We start from the raw sequence: 21,571 nt of genomic DNA, 5'->3' as shown, positions 1-21,571 counted from the left end.
CTTAAGTAGATCGGAAAAAGCACCCAATTATAAAACCGTTGCCCTCAGGCGCACCAGAGAACAACGGAAATTTGCTTATTTGATTTTATTCAGACGGCACACTTTCTGTGCGGGTCCGTGCTTCTTTTCTATCCAGACCGTAGCTAAGCGTTGCAAGGCCTGCAGCTATCAGGGCGGACAAACCGCCGGCCCATGGAAGAAGCCCAATGCTTCCCGCAGCCACAACGAGCCCCCCTGCCGCAGAGCCCAGAGCGATCCCGACGTTTACCGCAACAGGCGTCAGCGCAGACGCCAGGTCTTTTGCAGAAGGAGAATATAATTCTGCAAGATTCATTAAATATAGCTGGATCGTGGCATTCAGGGCATAAATCATGACTGCGATAAGCATGATGCTGATTAAACCGGCGATGGTCGACGCCATGGTGAAATAAAGCGATAGCAGGATCACACTTTGAACAACGAATACGTACCGAAGCCTCGAGATGCCGTTGCGACTGGCAATTTTTCCTGCCAGCACGTTACTGAGAATCGAAAATGCTCCGTAGCCGAGAAGCACTACACTCACATAGCTGCTTGGGATCAACAGACCATTTTCAATAATGGGCGTGATGTACGTATAAATCGTATACGTGCCGGCGATGCTGAAAATAGGAATGAAGAAAGCCAATAAAATCCGCGGCTGTGTAAAAAGGGCAGCCTGGTCCTTGATCGAGCTTTTTTCATTTTTGATATCCTTCGGAAGGACGCCTAAACTAATAAGAAGCGCCGCCACCCCGAGAAGAGCTGTCACCCAGAAAGTTACGTGCCAGTTCGACAGCTGGCCGATAAATGTACCCAGCGGCACGCCAAGCACGTTGGCGATCGTAAAGCCGGCAAAAATAGAGGCAATTACCGCCGGCTTTTTAGCCGTTGGCATCGTGTCCCCTGCAACTGACATTGCGAGGGCCGTTAATACGCCGCTCACCATCGCTGTCGCAATTCTCGACAGCAGGAGCACGGCATACGTGCCTGCCAAGGCACTGATCACATTGCCGGCGATAAATAACAAAATCAGGATAATCATGATGTTGTATTTAGGAAACCGGCTCAAAAAGGCGGTCAGTACCGGTGTACCAATCGCGTAGGCAATCGCGAACCCGGACACGAGCGTTCCGGCTGTCGCCAGGCGAATGCCCAGGTCGGAGGAAATTTCTGAAAGCAGTCCTACTATAACAAACTCGCTCGTTCCCATCACAAACGTCAGCAGCGTCAGCGTAAACGCCAGTACCTTCTGCTTGCGGCTCAATTGACTTTCTTGTTCGTATGCACTCATTTTTTCTACCTCAATTCTTAATAATTAAATATCTAGATTTTTCGATTTAATGAGCCATAAAAAAACAGAAACCCCGACGGTCAGATTTCTGTTTTTAAGTATTCTGCCAGCTGTTGAAGCGTTTCTTCATTACGCCTGTAATACGTCCACTGGCCGTAGCGCACAGATTCGAGCAGGCCGGCTTTCTGCATCATGTTCAAATAGTGGGACACCGTGGATTGGGACGCCTGTACCTTTTCCTGAATGTCTCCCACGCACACGCCGCCTTCGATGCTTACCTCTTTTGGCAGGTGAGCCTGCTGCTTGGGAAAATGCTTTTCCGGTTCCTTCAACCACCAGAGAATTTTCAGACGGGTCTCATTTGAAAGTGCTTTAAACAGATCTATTGGCTCCATAAACTGCATTGTATATCGATTTAACTCGATATGTCAACCCTTCCTTTTTTTAAGGAGCTATTTGACGAAAATGTATTTTTTATATGTATATCATATTTTCTGTGCTCGAATTTACTTTTCTTTTCCCCTATGATACTTTTTTACAATAAATGGGAAAAGAAAAGAAATTGATCTTTTTCTTTAAAAAGGAGCGAAAATGACGAACACCAGATCACCCGTATCCGTTTTTCGGAGCACGAATTAGCAGACAAGCTGCGGGGCATGTAGAAGCCCCTTCGAAAAACAGATCATCACTTACTAATAAACGGAGGCAGTTATTATGAATGAGGATCAGGCACAGGGCGAGCATGTGATTTCAGATCAGCGGGGCAGAAAATACATTACGTTGGACGAACCGGATGGCGTCGTCGTTCTGGCAAAAAAAGAAGACGCTTTTCTGCTTATCAAACAATACCGTCCGGCAGTCGATGCTGTTGTGGTGCAGCTGCCGGGCGGCGGCGTGGAACCGGGCGAAACACTTGTTCAAGCTGCCCGAAGAGAACTGGCTGAAGAAACAGGATACACGTGTGGACCTCTAAATTATTTAGGAACGATGCTTCCGGCCTCCTGGCGGAGTAATGACCGTACCCACGTTTTCTTTACCGATGACCTGAAGGCCCATCAGGAGCAGCAGCTCGAAGACCATGAAAACATTCAGGTTTATTTTCTCCCTATTACCGAATGCATACATAAAGTCAAAAACAATACGCTTTCTGACGGAGAGTTAAGCTTTGCCCTTTTTCAGGCTCATCTCCATGGCTATTCGCCCGTCTTTAACTAGCGATGCCAACGCGTTCATGCGTATAGAAACCAGAGCTTTTAAGTGAGTTTAGCAGTCTCCATTATGTATTTAAACATTTAAGCGATTCAACAATTGGCTGGTCGGACAAATCGTTATATGATAAGTTTATCTTCATTCATTTTGAGGATTAAAAAGGAGACGAGGAGCATGAATCAAAGGCTGATTAAAACAGAAGGCTTTATGTTTGCCGCCCTGGGTACTATTAGGAAGAGCCGGGCATGGATGCTTTTGCATCACGCCCGGCTCCTTTTTTTATAAATAGAACAGAAACGATCATTAAACTACGTGCCGAAACTCGTTCAAATATTTTTCGAAAACGTCTTTACTCAATTCCTGATGGAAACGGGTGCTTATTAGTGCTGCTTGTCCTTCCGGCACTTCCAGCACATCAAAACGCTCCTTGTTTTTGCCTTCTTTCTCATCGGAGACCAGCACTTCAATCATTGGATTATCGGCATGCTTTTGAAACAGCAGCTCCACCGGCCCTACACCAATCACCGATCCACCCTCTTCATCTCCCGTCATTCGAACGTTGGCACCAACTTTTGTCTGAATTTGCTTTTGCATTCCGCTTACCAGCTCAGCAATAAACGCAGCCCCTTCGTTAACAATCGTTTGTTCATCTGTAGAACCGTATTTTTCCGCTACTTTGTCTGTGAATGTATCTATTTTCATAAATTTTCTCCTTTCGGGCAGCTCCCCCTGCATTTTTCAAAACTGCTTTATTTGTTTTTCAACAAAAGAAGGAAGCTGCCTGTATTAAAGACAGCTTTCTTCCGGTCGTGCTGCTTCTTTTCTTTATTTCTTCTTCTTGATGGCCCGAAAAATAAAGCTTACGAGCAATACGAGAATAACGGCACCAATAAGGGCAGGGATAATGGCAAATCCGCCAAGAGTCGGCCCCCAGCTGCCGAGAAGCGCGGTGCCTAAACTCGCGCCGATAAAACCGGCGATAATGTTACCAATAATACCAAATGGCACGTCGCGGCCGGTAAGTGCGCCTGCAGCCCAGCCAATCAAACCGCCGATAATCAAACTCCAAATAAACGATAGCATGCTATTCATCTCCTTAAGGATGGTTGTATTTTCTTTTAACTTTCATTTTCTTCTGTTTCCTACATCTGGCTTCTTCAAACGTTACTCTCCGCTTTTGCTAACGGCCTTTGTACTTATGTTCGAGTAGTTCGTTCCAAACGAGTTCTTTAGTGCACCGAAACAAGAAGAAACCACCAGGTCACTGTTCTCACTGGTGGTACCCGGTGAATTTACATATCTATTTCTGTTACTGGCTTTTCGTTTTGGTCTTCTGTCCTGGATTCACTACCAAAAGCGCCGCAAACACGCCATACAAAATTACTGCTGCTATTTCCATGTTTATATTTCCTCTCTTTCTTTAAACTCATAATTTTCCTTCACGCTTACTTAACCAGGTTGTATTCCTTACATAAGTCTTCCACCATTTCTTTTCGCGGAACGCCTATTTTCAACTGTGTTTTGATAATAAAAAACCAGAAAAAGGATTTCGCTCCTTTTCCTGGCTCATGTACTGGCTTTTGTATCCATTCATTTCCGCCGATTATTTATTTTTAACGCTATGAAAGCTTTTATGGTTTTAACGTTATAATGCATATTTACCCGCCTAATTTACAGGTAAAACATGCCGATCTTTCCACAACTCATAATTATTTGATCAGCCCGTTAAGTTTTCTTTTTTCTTCCTGCTCAGGAACCAGCGCTAATGGGTCACTCGTTTTCCCGTAATGAAGCAGAATTTCACACAAGGGCAGGTTTAACCCTTCCTTACAAAATATTCATTAACGGCCCTTTGTAGCGTGCCCAGTGTTCTGATACGGGGATTACCCGTTTCCTGAAATAAAGCGGGATCCATCGCCAGTTTTCTGGGCACCCCCGTGAGTACGGCTTCACTTCCCATCAAAGAGACCCCTTCAATGATTCTTATAAAGTCTTTTAATTCCTCTTTCTCCATCCACTCTGCGCCGGACAAATCAATGATTAAAACCTGAATTTTCTGCTCCGCCACCTTCATCAATACATTTTCCTCCAGCAGCTCCAGACGCCGCCTGTCGATAGGCCCAATTAATGGCAGTACACAGATCGAGCGCCCGAGCGGGATGACCGGCGTCGAAAGATAGTCGACTAATTGCTCCTGATTTTTTATAAGGGTTTCTTTGTAGTTTGAATAGCTTTTCAAAAACGTATGTAAAAAAGCGTCGATTTGGTTATTTATTTTTCGTTCCCACTGAAAAAAACCGTTGAATCTTTTTTCCTCGGCACGTGCCTGATAGGCTTCGATTAACAGCCAGATCGTCCGGCGCAGCGCATGTACCCATTCCAGCCTGAAGGATAACTCAATATCCTGCGACGCCCAGACGATGCCCTCCTGTTCAGCGAATGCTTTCAGCTCCTCTTCTTTTTCATCAAACGCCAGGGAAACAAATTGGTGGGCGTTCGCCACCAAATCAATATTGCCCCGCTGCAGTATATCCCGGACTTCTTTTTTTACCGTAGCGGCTTCTTCAATCAGCATTTGTTCGAATAATTGAGCATTTTGGGTGTAGAAATTCTTTAACGTCATTGAATCGTTAAATGAATACGTCATGGTATCCTCCTCCCTGATCCTTCGCCCGCATTATTTATTACTCATTCCACGAGCATGAACAATTTACTATATTTAAACAAAAGTACGAATTATTTGTATTATATATACCTATTTCAAAAAAAGAAATGCTTAATATGATTTGAAAAGAAAAGAATTTGAAGCCTCTGCTTACCCGTAAAAAAAGAGACAAGCATTCAGCTTGTCCCCAGATGCATATTGATTCCACGGTTACACTAATCGGTCTGACGAAACTCCGGGCTGAGCCATAATAGCAATCCGGTCAGCACAATTCCTGTGACGGATGTGTACAGGAGCACCGCCTGAATAGGGATCGAGGCCGCCACCAGAAACGAAATGAGCGCAAAGGCGATAGGCTCAAATCCGCTGGAGGCAAAGTTGACCAGGCTCATCACCCGACCCAGTTTGTTGTTGTCGGTTTTCTCCTGGATCATCGTAATCGTCGGCAGGTACACCAGCATCCCCGCCCCTCCCATCAGCGTGATCACAATAACCAGTACAGGCAGCGCCTCCACCTGGCTGAATACCAGGAGGAGAATAAAGCTTACCCCAAGGGAGATTAACACCCACTGGCCCCGCCGCTGCTTCAGCGACCACGTAACCAGTAATACACTCAATAAAAAGGTACCGGTCGAAAATCCTCCCTCCAGCAGGCTCAGCTGCCACGGGGCGCCTCCAAGCGCGCTGATAAGCATCGGGATGCTTATCAACAGCGGTCCGATCATCAGTAAATTAATCGTAATAATCACCATCGTGCCGGCCCGGTGGATGCCTGACTGAAGCACGTACGCAAGCCCTTCCTTCAAATCCATCCAGGCGGTATGACGCCCGCTTCTCGCTTCCGGGACCGGGTCTTTCAATAACGGCGGGTAAATCAGAACAGTGGATACAGCGATCAGGCAAGCTGCTGCGGAAAACGCAAAGGCAAAGTCTCCAAAGGTTAATAACAGGCCGCCCATCACCGGACCGATAATAAACATCAGCTCCGTGGATCCCTGATACCAGGAGTTGGCCTGCTGTAATTGGTTCACCGGGACAATACTCGGAATCATCGCCGAAGCCGCCGGGAAAAAGAACGCATCGAGAAACCCAAAGACAAACGCCAAAATTATTAATGAAGTTGTCTGCAGGGCGTCCTGCTGCACGAGCACCACAAGCACGATCATAACGACCACCTGCAGTGCGTTCGTCGTAAACATAATACGCGATTTCTGGATTTTGTCCGCAAGCACCCCGCCGTAAATCATCATTGCCACACGCGGAATGGCGATCGTCATCATGACGATTCCGAGAATGGCCGGCTGCTGCATTTCATCGACGACGAACCAGGAAACGGAAAGAAAGAAGATCGAAAAGCCAAGCATCACCGTCATGCCCGACAGCCATACGAGCACAAACGTTTTATTTTTTAGTAACGAAGTCCATGAATCAGCCATCTGTGCCCTCCTGTAAACCTATGCTGCTTCCGTCCTTCATGTATAGTTAGGAAGTAAGGAGCCCCCGCCAGAATACCTGCCATATCCAATCGACGTGGGTCCAGAGTTGTTCTTTAAAATCAAAGCCATACTATCATATTTACGTTTCTTCATCGGCCTGAAGCATATCCTTAGGTATAATCTGTGCCATGCGTCCAGCCAGTGTTTCTGCCGGCTCCCGAAAATCTTCCCGGATCCATTCAATTACCATATTAAACATGCCGCCGGCGACAAATAACACGGACGACCGGTCCAACTTATTGTGAAACAGCGTATTGGCTGCGGAAAATGTTTCAACCGCGTACGTGAAATAATCCAGCAGGATAGATAGAGCATTTGAGTTTACGAGCCGTGCCATAGGAATACGGCGCTCGCTCAATTTATAGGTCATGCGCTGTGTAAACAACTCCAGCGTAAGGTATTCGCGCTGTGCTTCTCCGGATAAATGGCGGATAAAGGCGTTCAGCTCTTGTTCCACCGACGCATTCATCACATCGTAAATCGACGTATAGTACTTATAAAAGGTCACCCGGGCTACTCCTGCTTTTTTACAGATATCGGTGACCGTAATATCCTCAATGTCCTGCTTTTCAATCAGCAGGGTGACCGCTTCCATAATATACTGCTTTGAATTGATGCTGTCCTGCCGTGCTTTTCTCATCACGAACACATCCTCCCCAAGTGTTTGCTTTACAGCCTTTTCCTCCCAAATGAATTGCATTCCGGACGTCAGCATCCTTATACTAACATCTGTAAGTACAAGTGTTTTATTTTTCTTCAGATTAAAGAAGGCCGAAGGAGCTGTCAATCGCCTGATCAGCGGCCCAGCTGTTATTTTCTTTCTTTGTACTTCGTCACTAAACATACTTATTGGAGGGACCGACTATCGCAACGCTTTTATACAAATTAGGAGATTGGGCTGTGCGCCGCAAAAAATCAGTCATCAGCGGGGCTTTTCTAATCCTGCTGGTGTTAGCTTTAAGTACCGTCAAATGGGGCCCATCGTTTGATGATGCCTTAACAATTCCGGGCACTCCGGCCGAGGAGGCCAATGATGTGCTCGAAGAAGCCTTCTCAGGAGCGGCCACTGGCGCCCAGGCTGATATCGTGTTCCAGGCACCCGAGGGCGAAACCCTGACGGAGCCTGAAAATCAGCAGGCAATTAACGATTTACTCAGCACCATCCAGGACAGCGATGATCACGTGGAAACAGTTGCTCCTCCGTCCCAGCTTCAGAATTTCAATGAATCCGAAACCGTCGGCTATGCGACGGTGACGTTTGATGAAGCGGCTGAAGAGGTGCCTGCCTCCTCGATTGAAAATCTGGAGGAAGCTGTCGATCAAACGCGTGACCAGGGCATTCAGACCGAGCTCACCGGCGACGTAGAATTTTCCGGTCATGGCATCGGATCCGGGGAAATTATCGGTATTGTCGTTGCTTTTCTCGTGCTCGCGGTAACATTTGCTTCGTTTTTAGCAGCCGGCATGCCAATTTTTTCAGCGATGCTCGGGCTTGGCATCAGCCTGTTACTGATTGTCATCGGATCAAATTTCGTCAATATTCAGGGCGTATCCCTGAGTCTGGCAGCCATGCTGGGGATTGCGGTCGGCATCGATTACTCCCTGTTCATCATGACGCGTTTTCGTAAGCAGCTGGCCGAGGGACACTCCGTGCGGGAGGCCGCGGCCATTGCCAACGGCACCGCCGGCTCTGCTGTCGTATTCGCAGGGATCACGGTGATGATCGGACTGCTCGGCCTCTCCATTACAGGCATTCCGTTCTTGACCATGATGGGTATCGGGGCTTCCATCAGCATCCTGATGGCGGTGTTCGTGGCGATAATTGTGCTTCCTGCGCTTCTGGGAGCTCTCGGGCACCGCATTACGCCGTTTAAAAGCAACCGGTTTTTAAATGCATTCACCCGGACCTCAAAAGGCGACCGGCCCCAAAACAAATGGGGAGGCTTTGTCACCAGACGCCCCTGGCTGGTAACGATTATAAGCACGGCCCTTCTCGTTATCATCGCCATCCCCTTCACCCATGTGAATCTGGGGCTGCCGACCGACGGCACGGCGAAGCAGGAGGACACTACCGAACACAAGGCCTATGACCTTCAAACGGAGGCCTACGGGGAGGGTGTTCATGCCACGCTGACCGTAGCAATGCAGGTGGACGATTCAATGGATCAGCAGGCCATTCAGCAGATACTCCAGGAAATGAACGCCGACCTCGGGGATTTCGATGCCGTCGATCAGGTAGCCCAGCCGTTTCCAAACGAAGCGGGGGACACGTATATTGTCAGCGTCACCCCAACCTCCGGGCCGAATGATCCGAAGACGAAAAACCTGGTTGAAGATATCCGCTCTCTTTCCTATGAGAACGCCGAACTGTATGTGACAGGCACAACTGCAGTCAATATTGACATTGCAGACAAGCTTCAGGATGCCTTGCCGATTTTTGCTCTGTTTGTTGTCGGCTTTGCGTATGTGCTGCTTGTGCTGGTTTTCCGTTCGATTCTTCTGCCGCTGAAGGCCGTGCTGGGCTTTTTGCTGTCGCTTGCAGCCACGCTTGGTTTTGTGGTTTTTGTTATTCAGGACGGGCACCTGCTCGATTTATTCGGCTTCCCCGGGGAAAGCGCCGTTCTGGCGTTTCTTCCTATTATATCCATCGGGATTTTGTTTGGCCTGGCTATGGATTATGAAGTCTTTCTAGTCAGCCGCATGCGTGAAGTGTATACGCAGACCGGCGATCCGCAGGAAGCCATTCTCGCCGGCATGCGTGATAACGGTAAAGTCGTTGTTGCCGCTGGGCTCATCATGATGGCGGTATTCATCGGATTTATCGCTACGCCGGATGCTATGGTCAAGTCCATTGGGCTCTCTTTAACCTTCGGCGTATTATTCGATGCGTTTGTTGTCCGACTGACTATCGTGCCGGCGGTCATGAAGCTGATGGGCCGGGCCGCCTGGTATATGCCCCGTTGGCTCGACCGCCTTTTGCCGGACATCGACGTGGAAGGAGAAAAACTGAGCCACCGCAAAGACCAGAATAAATAATTTCCATGACAAAGCAGGGTATCCCTCAAAGGGGCCCTGCTTTTGTTTGTTTTCAAGCAGCTTCAACGTGGCAATTCATGAAATAATGCGAAATTTCCTGTAATTATTTTTCTAATTAAAAGCTTTCTATGTTATCATAAAAAGCAAGTCATCTGATGACCATATTACTTATGGCAAACGCTTACACTTTTTTAAGGAGGAAAAACTATGAACCACAGCAATACTACGACAGACGTGATCCTTATTGGCGCCGGCATCGTGAGTGCGACGCTCGCCACGCTCCTGAATAAACTCGAGCCGCAGTGGCGCATTACCCTGTTTGAAAAGCTCGATTCCGCAGGCCAGGAGAGCTCGAATGAATGGAATAACGCCGGCACCGGGCATGCGGCGCTCTGCGAGCTGAACTATACTCCCGAGCAGCCGGACGGCTCCATTGATATCAGCAAGGCCGTCAATATTAATAACCAATTCCAGGTTTCGAGGCAGCTCTGGGCGCATCTGGTGGATCAGGGCGATCTTCAAAACCCGGAGGAATTTATCCGTCCCCTCCCCCACATCAGCTTTGTTTACGGGGAGAATCACGTGAACTTTCTGAAAAAACGGTTTGAGGCTCTCGACGGTCATCCCCAGTTTCAGGGCATAGAGTTTTCCGACGATCCTGATCAAATCAGGCAGTGGATCCCGCTAATGATGGAAGGCCGCGACGCTGACGAGCCGATAGCGGCCACGAAGGTTGACCACGGCACCGACATCAATTTCGGGGAACTGACCCGCCAGATGCTCGCCAACCTGGAGAAGCAGGACAATATCGAGATCCGCTACAACCATTCCGTTGACGATATTTCCCAGCGAAACGACGGCTCGTGGGAAGTAAAGGTACAGAACCACGAAAAGGAAACTTTGGAAGAACATACGGCTTCCTTCGCCTTTATCGGTGCCGGCGGCGGCGCCCTGCCACTGCTGCAGAAAACCGGCATCCCCGAAAGCAAACATATCGGAGGCTTTCCGATCAGCGGCGAATTCCTCGTCTGTGATAATCCGAAGGTCGTCCGCGAGCATCATTCCAAGGTGTACGGCAAAGAGCCTGCCGGCACCCCGCCGATGACGGTTCCCCACCTGGACCGGCGCCATATTGAAGGCAGAGATACACTCCTGTACGGTCCGTTTGCCGGATTTACGCCCAAGTTCCTGAAGCAGGGCTCGCCGCTGGACCTGTTCGGCTCGGTCAAGCCGACGAACGTGCTGACAATGCTTGCAGCAGGCGCGAAGAATACACCGCTGCTCAAATACCTGGCCCAGCAGCTGAGCATGTCGAAGGAAAACCGGATGGAGGAGCTGCGGAACTTCGTGCCGAATGCCTCCAGCGAGGACTGGGAGCTGCTCGTCGCCGGCCAGCGCGTGCAATTAATCGAGGATACAAAAGAAGGCGGCCGCGGCGCCCTGCAGTTTGGCACCAAGCTGATTCATGCGAGCGACCAGTCGATGGCCGCTTTGCTCGGTGAATCCCCGGGCGCTTCCGTGTCGGTGTCAATAATGCTCGAGGTCCTGAACAAATGCTTCCCCGAGCACCTGGAAGCGTGGGAGCCGAAGCTGAAGGAAATCATTCCGTCCTACGGCAAATCCCTCGAGGATAACCCTGAGCTGTTGGACATGGTGCACGATTCCACGTCGCGTACCCTTGGACTGGCGGCATCTAAAGCATAAAAAGCTCTTCATCCGTATAGAATACAGAAAGGAAGCATCCACGTGCCAAACGGCGCCCGGTGCTTCCTTTCCTTTTATCTAAAAAAGCTTTTTCCTAATCCTCCAGCTGACGCCGCTGGTAGGTGATGAAAACGACGCCCCACATGACGGCCGTCCAGCCGACAATCCATAAGAGCGGAGCCGTCACGTCGACCCACGCCGCTCCCTGCTCCACCTGGCGGGCGATCTCCACCAGTTGAACGTTCGGCAGGTATTCAAGCACCCCTGCTGCCTGGTAGCGGCTGGCCATTTCTTCGATAATCTGCGAGAACCCGAAAACAAACATAATCGGCAGCAGAGCGACAGACGCCTGTACGACCGACGTCGCTAAAAGACCCAGCAGCGTACCGAGCGCCAGGTAAAAACCGATCGACAGCACCATCCCCGCTCCGACAATGCCTGCGTGAGAAGGCTCGTAGCCGGCGAGGAGAATACATACGAATAGCGTCAATGCTGTGAATAGAAAGGTTAATACATTTTTGCCGGCCAGAATTTCCCACGGAGATGCCGGAGACAGCATCAGCCCCCGCAGCGTATGCTTTTCTTTTTCCTCGGCAATCAGCGCGGCCTGGACAAATGTCGCCACAAGCACCAGCGCGATGTTGAACGTTAAGTAATGAATTTCTATCGGCAGCTGGTCCTGCTGTCCGTAAAACAGAGCCAGGATAACCGGTGTTATCACAGTGGTCGTCACAAACAGGTTTTTCGATAAATCTTTAACATCCTTCATAAAAATCGCATACATACGCTGTACAGCCATCATCGTTACACCAGCTCCCTTCCCGTTAAACGGACGAAAATGTCTCCCAGTGTCGGTTCCTGGGAATGGATCGCGGCCACCCGTTCGTCAGCCATATATTCATACAGCTGTTTGGCATACGCCGGGGTATTCGCGAGCGTATGCACATCCCCGTTCGTCAGCTCTACTTGGATCATGCCTTCGGAATACCGACGCCGAAGATTTTTGGGGGTATCAACCTGCTGCAGACGCCCGTCATGGATAAAGGCTACCCGGTCGCAGAGCGTCTCCGCTTCCTGCATATCATGGGTCGAAAGAAAAATCGTTGTTCCCCGTTCGTTTAATGCCCGCAAGCCCTGGTGAATATGCTGCATATTCCCCGGATCAAGGGCAGACGTCGGCTCGTCGAGCACAAGCAGCTCCGGTTCATGAAGCAGCGTCCGGGCGAGAACCGTGCGCTGCCTCATGCCTTTGGACAATTTGGCCACAGACCTGCGGCGTGCGTCCTGCAGGTTCACAAGCTCCAGCACGTCCTGAATGCGCTGCCTGGGCACGTCGTACAGTTTGGCATAAAGCGCGAGATTTTCCTCGATGCTCAGCCGCTGATACAGGCCGCTGTTATCCGTCAGCACGCCAAACCGCCGGTAAAAGTCGCTTGTTGCCCGCACCGGCAGAGACCGGCCGAAGACGCGCACCTCGCCATCGGTTGCCTCAAGCTGATTGGTAATCATTTTAATAGTCGTTGTTTTTCCTGAGCCGCTTGGGCCTAAAAAGCCGAAAATTTCGCCCGGCTGCACGTCGATATCCAGGTCGTTGACGGCCACCTGGTTGCCGTACATCTTGGATACACCTTGAAGGTGAAGAATCGGTTCCATTATTGCGCCTCCTCCTATGTGATTGCTTTCAGCATACGAAGAAACGCGGTCTGGCGCATTATATTCCTGGTCAATGGAGCATATCCGGCCCCCAATGATACATATTCTGCTCTCAGTGGAACACTTATTTGATGCCGAGCATCGCCTTCAATGCGGCCATTTTCGTTTTGGACAGCGGAATTTCCGCCTGGGAAGCATCATTTAACACAAGCGTATAGCTGTTGCGGGTCCAGGTCATAATTTCGCGCACATTCTGCAGATTTACAATATACGACCGGTGGCAGCGAAAAAAGCCGAATGGCTGCAGCCGTTCCTCCAGCTCGGCAAGCGTAAAAACTGCCGGGAAGGTTTCTCCCTGGACATGAAGATGCACCTCGCCCTGCACGCTTTCAATAAATTCAATTTCGGTGGGATGAAACAAAATTAATTTCTCGTTTACACGGCTTGGTATTTTATCAAACGGCAGCCCCGGCTCTTTATCCTCCACGGCTGCAGGTGCCTCCTCTTCCTCATTTTCCGTCTGCGTCTCCACCAAATGCAGCCCGGAGGATTCCAGACGGTAAACGTTTTCTGCAAGCAGAACCGCACTTTCCATATTTCCCGTCAGCACGAGCACCGTGCTTCCTTCTTCCTGCAGGCGTTGAAACAAACGGGCGATAATGCGCCTAGTTTCCAGGTCAACGTTCTGATCCGGCTCTTCGAACACACAGAGAGGCGCGCGCTGGGCGCACAGGCGCGCCAGCTTTAACCGCTGCTTTTCCGAATATGTCAGCTGTTTTACTGCTGAATGTGCCCGTTCCTGCAGCTTCACTATTGAAAGCATTTCATTTACCGACCAGGAGGAAGCGTACAGCTGCTGAAATAAGCGAACCTGGTCCCGGACCCGGATACGATCGTACAACCCGTCCTCCAGCCGGCACACGCCAACCTCCCGGGTAAACGACCGGCGTTTTTTTAGCGGATCGCCGTTTACGATCGTCGCCCCTTCTGAAAGAACAGATTTGCCAAGAAATGCTTGAAGCAGCACCTCCCGGATGTGGGTATGTGTATAGACCGCAAGCACCGATGGCTCGGTTACCTCCATGGTAAAAGCGGGAAATAGCGTGATTCCTTCGTTTTGTTTTTCCCATTGCTGAAGTGATAGTGTAGCCAATTCACGTTCTCCTTTCGAATTTTTCCGCCAGCTCTTTTTGTTTAGTATACATAAAAATACCCTGATAATGGTAGAGGTGATACGTTTTGCTTTTCAGACACCCGTTTTTTATTATCCCGGAAATATGTAAATAATTAACTTTTCTTTGATATGCATATTTAGAAAGAACTACTCTTCACTCGCAGAAGAACTACAGCCGGGATCATTATTACTGTCTGGCACCGGCAGCTCGAATCAAATTCTTACCTTCGCCACCGTTTTTACCTCCCTGGTAGTCAAAACGTTCTGACGCTTGGGGCCAGAATTTATTTTCTTTACGGGTAACCGAAAATGTTTTGCTGGCAAGTATTTTATCCCGCCAATGCTGATGGCTGTGGTGCCCGAAGGTTTACTAATAAAAAACTCCATACCAAAAAGCCCCCGCAGCAATTTCTGCCAGGGGCTCAGATTTTCAACTCCACCGTCACCAGATAAAGGATGTCCGGCGTACACCGTTAATACTCACCGGTCGGCTGTCTCCGATGGGCGTCCGTACGTGCATCTCAGTAAAGCCATTATCATACGTCCCTTCCTTCTTTACGGTCAGGCTGATGTCGTTTTCGCCGGGTACCATGGTCCACGTAATCAGCAGATGCTCCGTATTTTTGCGCCTGTCGTCGTCATCATAATACGTAAACGACGTCTCCACCCCGTTTTCCCCGGGATACACGTACAGGTCGATCACGTGCTTTTCGTTTTTTTCGACCGGAATCAGGCTCCCGCCCTTCACCATGACCGGCGTGTAGGTAAGCGGTGCCGGCACTGTTACCATCCAGCCTCCCTCGTACCAGCGCCCGGTATACATGTCGTACCAGCCGGATGCATGCTCCGGAAGGTACACCGTGCGCTCCCGTTCCTCCGGGCGTACCATCGTGCAGACGAGAAGCTCTTCGCCGAGCATGAATTCGTCGTTTTCGGCATACGTATGGTCATCGTCCGCAAAGTCGAAAAATGTCGGCTTGACCACGGGTTCATAGGTTGCAGCCGAGTGATACAGCAGCGAGAATATATAGCCGGCCAGACGATCGTGCCAGCGCATCGCCTCGGTCACCCGGTCGATGATCTGCGGATACATCCACGGCTCGTTTACCGTCCCGTCGTCGTTCCACGAGTGAATCGTAAACCGCGGGTAATACACGCTGCTCTGCACCCAGCGCAGAAACAGCTCCGGCCCCGGGGCATTGCCGGCAAAGCCTCCGGTGTCATGGCCGAAGTTGTATACGCCCGACAGGCTCAGCCCGACCGACATGTTGATGTTGTATTTCAGCGTCCTCCAGCTTGAATAATTGTCCCCGGTCCACGTCTGGGCGTAGCGGCCAAGCCCGGCGCTTCCGGAGCGGCTGAGCACGTACGGCCGGAGTTCATCGTTATACTCCACCTGGGCCTCGAGTGAGCTTTTCGCCATCAGCATTGGAAAAATCGCCCGGTACGGCTGGAATTTTGCGCCCCGGCCGAACAGGTGAATATCGGCCTCCGGATCCCACACCTCAAACTCATTGTTGTCGTTCCATATGGCGTCAATCCCCTTTGCCAGCAGTTGATGCTTCACGTGCTCCTTCCACCACGTGATCGTGCGTTCGTTCGTAAAGTCCAGGTGCACGCCGAGCCCGTCCCAGAACTGCTCAAACAGCGGATCATCATATTTGTTCAGCACAATATAATCGTTGTCGAGCACCTCCTGGAACTGGGGATGATCACTCAGCAGCGTCGGTTTGACGTTGGCAATTACGTGGATGCCGTTTGCATGAAAATCATCGGTGAACTGCTTCGGATCCGGAAACTTGTCATAGTTCCAGTTGAACACATGCCGCCTGGAGCCGATCGAGGTATAGCCGGACGACAGATGAAAGGACCGGCAGTCAATGCGGTGCTTTTTGCAGTCCTCCACGAATTTCATCAGCAGCTCCTGCGAATTTTTTGCCTCGGTGTAGGTCATCGCCGACCCCGAATAGCCGATGCTCCACTTTGGCATGAGCGCCGGCCGCCCGGTCATCCATGAAAACCGCCGCGTCACGTCGGCCACCGCCGGACCGAGAATAAAATAGTAGTCCAGGTATTCGGACCGCGATTCAAAATATCTGTACCGGCCGTGGTAATGGTTTTTCTCCCGTCCCATATCAAACAGGCATTCATTGTAATCGTCGTAGTACAGCCCGTAGGCTACGCCCGTTTCCGGCGAATGCGTGATGTAGTACGGGATATGCTTGTACAAGGGGTCCGTCCCGGAGGCGTCGTAGCCCATGGCATCGATATTGAGCATCCGGAAGCGCTCCCCGTGCTTATTCACCTCTCCCGATTTTTCGCCGAAGCCGAAGTAGCGGTCGCTGTCGCTTCGTTTCAAATAGTGCGCAGTCGGCGCAGCTTCGGCAATTTGAAAGGCGTACGCCTGCGTGTCACGGTCCTCGGCAATCAGCACGTCTTCCTTTCCGGCGCCTGTTTTTATATACCAGCGGCAGTGAAGCCTTGCCGTATTTATTTTCAGCTTCAGCGAAGCGGTTTCGATTTCATATTCCCCGGGATAGGCTGTTAGGTCAAAGTCCGGCAGGGTAAAAAGGCTGGCGATTTTATTCCGGTCGATTCCTTCAAACGGCACTTCGGTGTCCCCGGGAGCTACCGCCCACGTATGAATATTCACGTGCGGATTTTCTCTGGTCAGCGTCACGCGGTACAGGGAGTCCTCGAGCACGTAGACGCATAAATACATGTGCTGCAGCGCATTTTCAAAGATTAAAACATTACTTTTTTGCTCTGATAAAATAAACTGGTCTTTTATCATCACGGGTATGCTCCTCTTTGGGTTATCTTTAATCCTGCGAATTGATTTACTTCATATTACGGCGTTCCCCCGGGATTAGCAAGTTTGAGCGGCCACAAAAAAAGCAGAACCCCATCCGCTGGAGTCCTGCTTTTATTTGGCTATGCTTTTTACTTTCCGATAAGGTCATCCATCTGCTTGATGAGCGCGGTACGCTTCTTCTGGTCCAGGGCGTCCGGATGAGGATCGCCGAAGTCGCCGCTGTCGTTGTCAAAATACTTTCCGGACGCGTCGACAAACGTCTCCGACAGAGCCGCCTGATACAGAATATTCGCCCCGATAGCAATATCGTTACCTTCGACGCCGAACGCGGTCTTTACCATTTTACTACCGAGGAGGGACCCCGGATTCACTGCCACGATGACCGGCTCGACACGGTGCGCCATCTCTACGGTCCACATCGTGAGCGCCAGCTTGCTCTGGGCATATGCCTCTCCGTCCTGAAGATCCGCCTCACCCGAGAGTGCCTTCGGATCGACCGGCTTCTGCGCCGCCGAGGATAAGTTCACAATGCGGCCCGTTTCATCCATAAGCGGCAGCAGCTCGTTGGTCAGGATATACGGAGCCATCGTATTCACCGCAAATCGGATGTCGAGCCCGTCTCCGGTTTTCTCACTCGAGGCTGTGTATACACCCGCGTTATTGATGAGCACGTCCAGATGCCCGTGCTTCTCCTTCACTGCCTCGGCGAAGCTTCTCACATTCGCCATCTGGGACAAATCGGCCACATACTGCTCAGCATTTTCGTTTCCAATCTCTTTGGCCACATCCGCAAGCTTTTCCCCGCTGCGCCCGTGCAGCAGCACCTCGTGGCCCTCTTTAGTCAGCATTCTCGCTGTCTCCATACCGATGCCGTCCGTCGCTCCTGTCAGTAGTATTTTCATATTTATTCCTCCATTAACTATATATTAAGCATCTCGTTACGCTTAGACGTAGTCCCCATTCCCAGACAGTTGTATTCGAAACATCGTTCTATATGTGTCCCAGGCCCGTTTCGGTTACAATTGATGGGATCGGTTATATTTTTAACGTAAAGGGAGTTTTGCCAAATGAATATCCAGCAGATCCGCAACGCTACTCTCATCGTCGAATACGCCGGCAAGAAGTTTCTGGTCGATCCGTATTTAGGAGAAAAAGGCGCCTATCCTCCACTGCCGAACCCACCCGCCAATGCACCGGACGGCGACAAGAATAACCCGGTCGCCGAGCTGCCGGTTTCATTGCAGGAAATCACCGCTGGCATTGACGCAGTAATTGTCACGCATACGCACCAGGACCACTGGGACGTGGCCGCGAAGGAAGCACTGTCCAAGGATCTTCCGCTCTTTACACAGAATGCCGATGAAGCGGAGACTATTCGGAACGAAGGCTTTCAGAACGTCGAGGTGCTTCACGAGGACACTGTCTTTGAAGGAATAGGATTGAGCAAAACAAAGGGCGAGCACGGCCGCGGTGACATTTTAAACGTTGTCGGCTCGGTATGCGGCGTCGTGTTCAGCCATGAATCAGAGCAGGCGCTGTATGTAGCCGGAGATACGGTCTGGTACGAGGGCGTCCAGGAAGCGGTCAACCTCCACCAGCCGGATATCATCGTGGTCAATGCCGGCGACAATCAGTTCGCCGAGGGCGGCTCGCTCGTTATGGGCAAGGAAGATGTGTACGAGCTGCAGCAGGCCGCTCCCGACGCGAAGATTATCGCCGTACACATGGAAGCGGTGAACCACTGGACGTTATCGAAAAATGAATTAAAAAGGTTCGCCAAAGAAAAAGGCATCTCGTCGAATGTGTCGGTGCCTGAGGACGGGGAAATTTATCGTTTTTAAATCGAACTCATAAGTAGATTTCACTACATGAATAAAAAAGCCCGCTCAATATACAACGAAGACTCCGGCCTCCATAGGCGCCGGAGTTTTTCATTATTTATCTGCATTAACATTCTCCAGGGCTGTAAACCAATAATAGTAATGCCGATAATATAGCAAAGCTCACATAAATTACTCTTTCTACCATATATGATAAAAGGATACAAAGACGGTGATGTAGAAATTATTAGGAGTTAGCTGTTTCATCTCTTAATCGGTTCGTCTTACGAGGGGAAAATTAATGAACTACAACAAACAGTTATATAAAAGGAGAGGATTATTTGGCTAGAAAAAAATCCAGCATTAATGATTTCCGCAAGGTTCTGTATACTTTAGCAAAGGTTTTAGGAGACATTAATGCTGTTAAAAAAGGAAAAGTTGGAAAACGGGTTGGCCGTCGAATAGCTGGAAAAGCCACTGGAAGAGGGCTCGGAAAACTATTTAAATAATTTTTAACAGCCGGGCTAACCTTATGGTAAAGCTACCTGCTAAAGAGGCGTTCAGAGCAATTTATATCTGGGTGCCTCTTTGTCGTGGGAATTTCTCCAATTTACGTTATTTCATTTAATATCAATCCTAATTAAAGTCTCTGCCCAATTGGTATTCCGGGGCTTTTGATACAGTCATTTTAGGGTATAGGAGTGATATTACAGGGAAAAGAGCGTTTTCACGTCCCGATGGCTGTATACATATTTCATTTCTACCTTCCGCCAGTCCAGTGGTATGCTTTCTTTTCCTCGTTACAAGTACCGGCAGGAGAATGCCGATGTAAAACAGAATCAGGCAAGAACCGCGAAAGGAGAATGATGCATGAACAAAAAGGTGATATCAGTACAAAAAAAAGCCCCGTCCCCCTCTGTTAATTACTTTCGCCGCTTCGCCCCCAGCGCTGCTATCCTGTCGGCCATCGTCATAAGTGGATGTTCTTCAGAGGAAGAGAGCGATAATGACAGTGCGCCTCCGGAAGAAGAGACCGACACTAACGAAAACGAGGAAACAGCGCAGGAGGAAGAGGAAACCGAGCAGTCAAGCGAGCCCTCCGATTACGGTGTAAGCGCCGGGCATCCGGCAGCGGTTGATGCCGGCATGGAAGTGCTCAATAATGGAGGAAATGCGGTCGATGCCGCTGTCGCAGCCGCCTATGCGGTCTCAGTTGTCGAGCCGTTTGCCTCCGGTATCGGCGGAGGCGGCTCGGTGTTAATTCAGGAGCAGGGTGAAGATCCGCAGGCATATGACTACCGCGAGGTCGTACCCGAGGGAGGCATTCCTGAATCCGACATAGGTGTTCCCGGCTTCACGGCCGGCATGAACGAATTACATTCAGATCATGGCACGGCAGAATGGGAAGAGCTGCTTGATCCTGCGGTGGCTCTTGCTGACAGCTCAGAGGTTTCCGGACTGCTCGCAGACCAGCTCGAATCGGGAGAAAGCAGGCTGCCCGTCAGTGAGCTGAGCCATTTCTACCCTGACGGCGATCCTCTTGAAGCCGGCAGTACCGTGGAGCAGGAGGAGCTCGCGGACACCCTCCGTACCATCCGCGACAACGGAAGCAGTGCCTTGTATGAGGGAGACGCCGGGCAGTCGCTGGCCTCTCAAATCGAAGGCATAGACACCGCGTCGCTTGAAGCCTTTGAGATCAGCCAAAACGACCCGTCCGTCGGGACCTATGCAGGCTATGACATTATCGGCGCCGCCCCGCCGCTTCCCGGCATCAGTGTGATACAGATGCTGCAGATGCTTGAGGAGCGCGGCAGCATGGAAGCCGGACGGGAGAGCACGGACTTTATTCACGATACAGCCATGTCCTGGAGACTGGCCTCCCAGTTTATTGAAACGGACTACGGCGATCCGAATTTTGTGGATGTGCCCGTGGATGAACTGACCGATCCGGAGCAGAACGCGGAGCTCGCAGCGGAAATTTCCAGCGACAGCGTTATTTCCGATGCGGAAGCCTCCTCCTATACCGGAGATCCCAACACGACTCATATTACCGTTGTGGACGAGGATGGCACGTTTGTGTCGATGACCAATACGCTCACCAACTTCTGGGGCTCCGGGGAATATGCTGACGGCTATTTTCTGAATAACCAGATGGACCGGTTCGATATCGGTGAAAACGACGTTAACGAACCCGAGCCGGGACGGCGCTCGGTCACGTGGTCCTCCCCGATGCTTGTCGCAAATGACGACGGCCCGGTGCTTGGTATCGGGAGTCCGGGTGGCGAGCGGATTCCGATTATGCTGACGCAAATCATTTCCGACTGGGCGGAAAATGACGTCAGCCTCGAGGAAGCTGTCGAAGCGCCACGGTTTCACCTGGACGGCGACGACCTGATCATGGAAGAGGCACCTGAGACGGAACAGCGTGAGGAGCTGCTCGCTATTGGGTACGAGGATATCCGCGAACAGCCGACGCCGCTGTACTTTGGCTCGATTCAGGCGTTAGCCCTGGACCAGGAGAGTGGAGAGCTTTCCGGGGCGAGAGACCCACGGCGGGAAGCAGATTGGCAGAGCAGTACTTCAGAGTGAACAAAGCCTGTAGTACGAATAGCTCTTTAGTTTTTCTGTCGTTTTCGTTTATCCTCTATAAGGGTTCTTTCCCGCACCTTAGATCAACATCCGAGAAG

General features: G+C 50.5%; 18 protein-coding genes. 6 read left to right on the top strand and 12 right to left on the bottom strand.

Features of this window, described 5'->3' with window-relative positions:
* Nucleotides 1-85: 85 nt before the first annotated feature.
* Together ACTRXI_RS01085 and ACTRXI_RS01080 are read right to left on the bottom strand one after the other, a co-directional pair.
* On the bottom strand, nt 86-1,312 hold the full coding sequence (locus tag ACTRXI_RS01085; RefSeq protein WP_474260630.1) for an MFS transporter: 1,227 nt from the start codon (nt 1,310-1,312) through the stop codon (nt 86-88).
* Nucleotides 1,313-1,392: 80 nt separating this feature from the next.
* Entirely contained in the window at nt 1,393-1,707 is a 315-nt protein-coding gene (locus ACTRXI_RS01080; RefSeq protein WP_474260629.1) for an ArsR/SmtB family transcription factor, read from the bottom strand.
* Nucleotides 1,708-2,026: 319 nt separating this feature from the next.
* On the opposite strand from ACTRXI_RS01080, the gene ACTRXI_RS01075 reads away from it, so the two are divergent.
* Nucleotides 2,027-2,527, top strand: coding sequence for an NUDIX hydrolase (locus ACTRXI_RS01075; protein WP_474260628.1), 501 nt, complete (start codon nt 2,027-2,029; stop codon nt 2,525-2,527).
* Between the two features lie 297 nt (nt 2,528-2,824).
* Here the strand turns inward: ACTRXI_RS01075 and ACTRXI_RS01070 are convergent, their stop codons facing one another.
* The 5 genes from ACTRXI_RS01070 to ACTRXI_RS01050 form a co-directional block, all read right to left on the bottom strand.
* On the bottom strand, nt 2,825-3,223 hold the full coding sequence (locus tag ACTRXI_RS01070) for a hypothetical protein (protein ID WP_474260627.1): 399 nt from the start codon (nt 3,221-3,223) through the stop codon (nt 2,825-2,827).
* 123 nt (nt 3,224-3,346) lie between these two features.
* Nucleotides 3,347-3,604 carry a GlsB/YeaQ/YmgE family stress response membrane protein gene (locus ACTRXI_RS01065; protein ID WP_474260626.1) on the bottom strand — a complete coding sequence of 86 codons (258 nt, stop codon included), beginning with the start codon at nt 3,602-3,604 and terminating at the stop codon, nt 3,347-3,349.
* 733 nt (nt 3,605-4,337) lie between these two features.
* On the bottom strand, nt 4,338-5,168 hold the full coding sequence (locus tag ACTRXI_RS01060) for an STAS domain-containing protein (RefSeq protein WP_474260625.1): 831 nt from the start codon (nt 5,166-5,168) through the stop codon (nt 4,338-4,340).
* 233 nt (nt 5,169-5,401) lie between these two features.
* The gene (locus ACTRXI_RS01055) at nt 5,402-6,622 is read right to left on the bottom strand and encodes an MFS transporter (RefSeq protein WP_474260624.1); all 1,221 of its coding nucleotides are present in this window, start codon (nt 6,620-6,622) and stop codon (nt 5,402-5,404) included.
* A 139-nt stretch (nt 6,623-6,761) separates the two neighbouring features.
* Nucleotides 6,762-7,322: a TetR/AcrR family transcriptional regulator gene (locus ACTRXI_RS01050; RefSeq protein WP_474260833.1), complete on the bottom strand. Its 561-nt coding sequence runs from the start codon at nt 7,320-7,322 to the stop codon at nt 6,762-6,764.
* 260 nt (nt 7,323-7,582) lie between these two features.
* Here ACTRXI_RS01050 and ACTRXI_RS01045 point away from each other — a divergent pair, with 260 nt between their 5' ends.
* Nucleotides 7,583-9,718 (top strand): MMPL family transporter, encoded by a 2,136-nt coding sequence (locus tag ACTRXI_RS01045; protein WP_474260623.1) that lies wholly within the window; start codon nt 7,583-7,585, stop codon nt 9,716-9,718.
* Nucleotides 9,719-9,925: 207 nt separating this feature from the next.
* Nucleotides 9,926-11,422, top strand: coding sequence for a malate dehydrogenase (quinone) (gene mqo / locus ACTRXI_RS01040; protein ID WP_474260622.1), 1,497 nt, complete (start codon nt 9,926-9,928; stop codon nt 11,420-11,422).
* Nucleotides 11,423-11,516: 94 nt separating this feature from the next.
* Here mqo and ACTRXI_RS01035 read toward each other — a convergent pair whose 3' ends face one another.
* The 5 genes from ACTRXI_RS01035 to ACTRXI_RS01015 all read right to left on the bottom strand — a co-directional run bounded on the left by ACTRXI_RS01035 (nt 11,517) and on the right by ACTRXI_RS01015 (nt 17,966).
* Nucleotides 11,517-12,224, bottom strand: a complete 708-nt coding sequence (locus ACTRXI_RS01035) for an ABC transporter permease (RefSeq protein WP_474260621.1) — start codon at nt 12,222-12,224, stop codon at nt 11,517-11,519.
* A gap of 2 nt (nt 12,225-12,226) precedes the next feature.
* Complete coding sequence (locus ACTRXI_RS01030) at nt 12,227-13,075, bottom strand: ABC transporter ATP-binding protein (RefSeq protein WP_474260620.1); 849 nt, start codon at nt 13,073-13,075, stop codon at nt 12,227-12,229.
* A gap of 124 nt (nt 13,076-13,199) precedes the next feature.
* Nucleotides 13,200-14,228 carry a LytTR family transcriptional regulator DNA-binding domain-containing protein gene (locus ACTRXI_RS01025; RefSeq protein WP_474260619.1) on the bottom strand — a complete coding sequence of 343 codons (1,029 nt, stop codon included), beginning with the start codon at nt 14,226-14,228 and terminating at the stop codon, nt 13,200-13,202.
* Nucleotides 14,229-14,691: 463 nt separating this feature from the next.
* Nucleotides 14,692-17,043, bottom strand: coding sequence for a glycoside hydrolase family 31 protein (locus ACTRXI_RS01020; RefSeq protein WP_474260832.1), 2,352 nt, complete (start codon nt 17,041-17,043; stop codon nt 14,692-14,694).
* Between the two features lie 149 nt (nt 17,044-17,192).
* Entirely contained in the window at nt 17,193-17,966 is a 774-nt protein-coding gene (locus ACTRXI_RS01015; protein WP_474260618.1) for an SDR family NAD(P)-dependent oxidoreductase, read from the bottom strand.
* A gap of 165 nt (nt 17,967-18,131) precedes the next feature.
* Between ACTRXI_RS01015 and ACTRXI_RS01010 the strand changes: the two genes are divergently transcribed.
* The 3 genes from ACTRXI_RS01010 (at nt 18,132) to ACTRXI_RS01000 (ending at nt 21,473) form a co-directional block, all read left to right on the top strand.
* A complete protein-coding gene (locus ACTRXI_RS01010) occupies nt 18,132-18,905 on the top strand; it encodes an MBL fold metallo-hydrolase (protein ID WP_474260617.1) in 774 nt (257 codons plus the stop codon).
* Nucleotides 18,906-19,225: 320 nt separating this feature from the next.
* A complete protein-coding gene (locus tag ACTRXI_RS01005) occupies nt 19,226-19,393 on the top strand; it encodes a hypothetical protein (RefSeq protein WP_474260616.1) in 168 nt (55 codons plus the stop codon).
* Between the two features lie 361 nt (nt 19,394-19,754).
* A complete protein-coding gene (locus ACTRXI_RS01000) occupies nt 19,755-21,473 on the top strand; it encodes a gamma-glutamyltransferase family protein (protein ID WP_474260615.1) in 1,719 nt (572 codons plus the stop codon).
* The last annotated feature ends 98 nt before the right edge of the window (nt 21,474-21,571 follow it).

The sequence above is a fragment of the Marinococcus sp. LNHM4E3-1 genome (assembly GCF_056034405.1).
This window is presented reverse-complemented; position numbering and strand designations above follow the sequence as displayed.

Excerpts from the sequence above, each read along its gene's own strand:
- ACTRXI_RS01070 (WP_474260627.1), bottom strand. The coding sequence starts at position 3,223 with ATGAAAATAGATACATTCACAGACAAAGTAGCGGAAAAATACGGTTCT.
- ACTRXI_RS01075 (WP_474260628.1), top strand. The coding sequence starts at position 2,027 with ATGAATGAGGATCAGGCACAGGGCGAGCATGTGATTTCAGATCAGCGG.
- ACTRXI_RS01065 (WP_474260626.1), bottom strand. The coding sequence starts at position 3,604 with ATGCTATCGTTTATTTGGAGTTTGATTATCGGCGGTTTGATTGGCTGG.
- ACTRXI_RS01035 (WP_474260621.1), bottom strand. The coding sequence starts at position 12,224 with ATGATGGCTGTACAGCGTATGTATGCGATTTTTATGAAGGATGTTAAA.
- ACTRXI_RS01015 (WP_474260618.1), bottom strand. The coding sequence starts at position 17,966 with ATGAAAATACTACTGACAGGAGCGACGGACGGCATCGGTATGGAGACA.
- mqo (WP_474260622.1), top strand. The coding sequence starts at position 9,926 with ATGAACCACAGCAATACTACGACAGACGTGATCCTTATTGGCGCCGGC.
- ACTRXI_RS01010 (WP_474260617.1), top strand. The coding sequence starts at position 18,132 with ATGAATATCCAGCAGATCCGCAACGCTACTCTCATCGTCGAATACGCC.
- ACTRXI_RS01000 (WP_474260615.1), top strand. The coding sequence starts at position 19,755 with ATGAACAAAAAGGTGATATCAGTACAAAAAAAAGCCCCGTCCCCCTCT.
- ACTRXI_RS01060 (WP_474260625.1), bottom strand. The coding sequence starts at position 5,168 with ATGACGTATTCATTTAACGATTCAATGACGTTAAAGAATTTCTACACC.
- ACTRXI_RS01080 (WP_474260629.1), bottom strand. The coding sequence starts at position 1,707 with ATGGAGCCAATAGATCTGTTTAAAGCACTTTCAAATGAGACCCGTCTG.
- ACTRXI_RS01020 (WP_474260832.1), bottom strand. The coding sequence starts at position 17,043 with ATGATAAAAGACCAGTTTATTTTATCAGAGCAAAAAAGTAATGTTTTA.
- ACTRXI_RS01085 (WP_474260630.1), bottom strand. The coding sequence starts at position 1,312 with ATGAGTGCATACGAACAAGAAAGTCAATTGAGCCGCAAGCAGAAGGTA.
- ACTRXI_RS01030 (WP_474260620.1), bottom strand. The coding sequence starts at position 13,075 with ATGGAACCGATTCTTCACCTTCAAGGTGTATCCAAGATGTACGGCAAC.
- ACTRXI_RS01050 (WP_474260833.1), bottom strand. The coding sequence starts at position 7,322 with ATGAGAAAAGCACGGCAGGACAGCATCAATTCAAAGCAGTATATTATG.
- ACTRXI_RS01055 (WP_474260624.1), bottom strand. The coding sequence starts at position 6,622 with ATGGCTGATTCATGGACTTCGTTACTAAAAAATAAAACGTTTGTGCTC.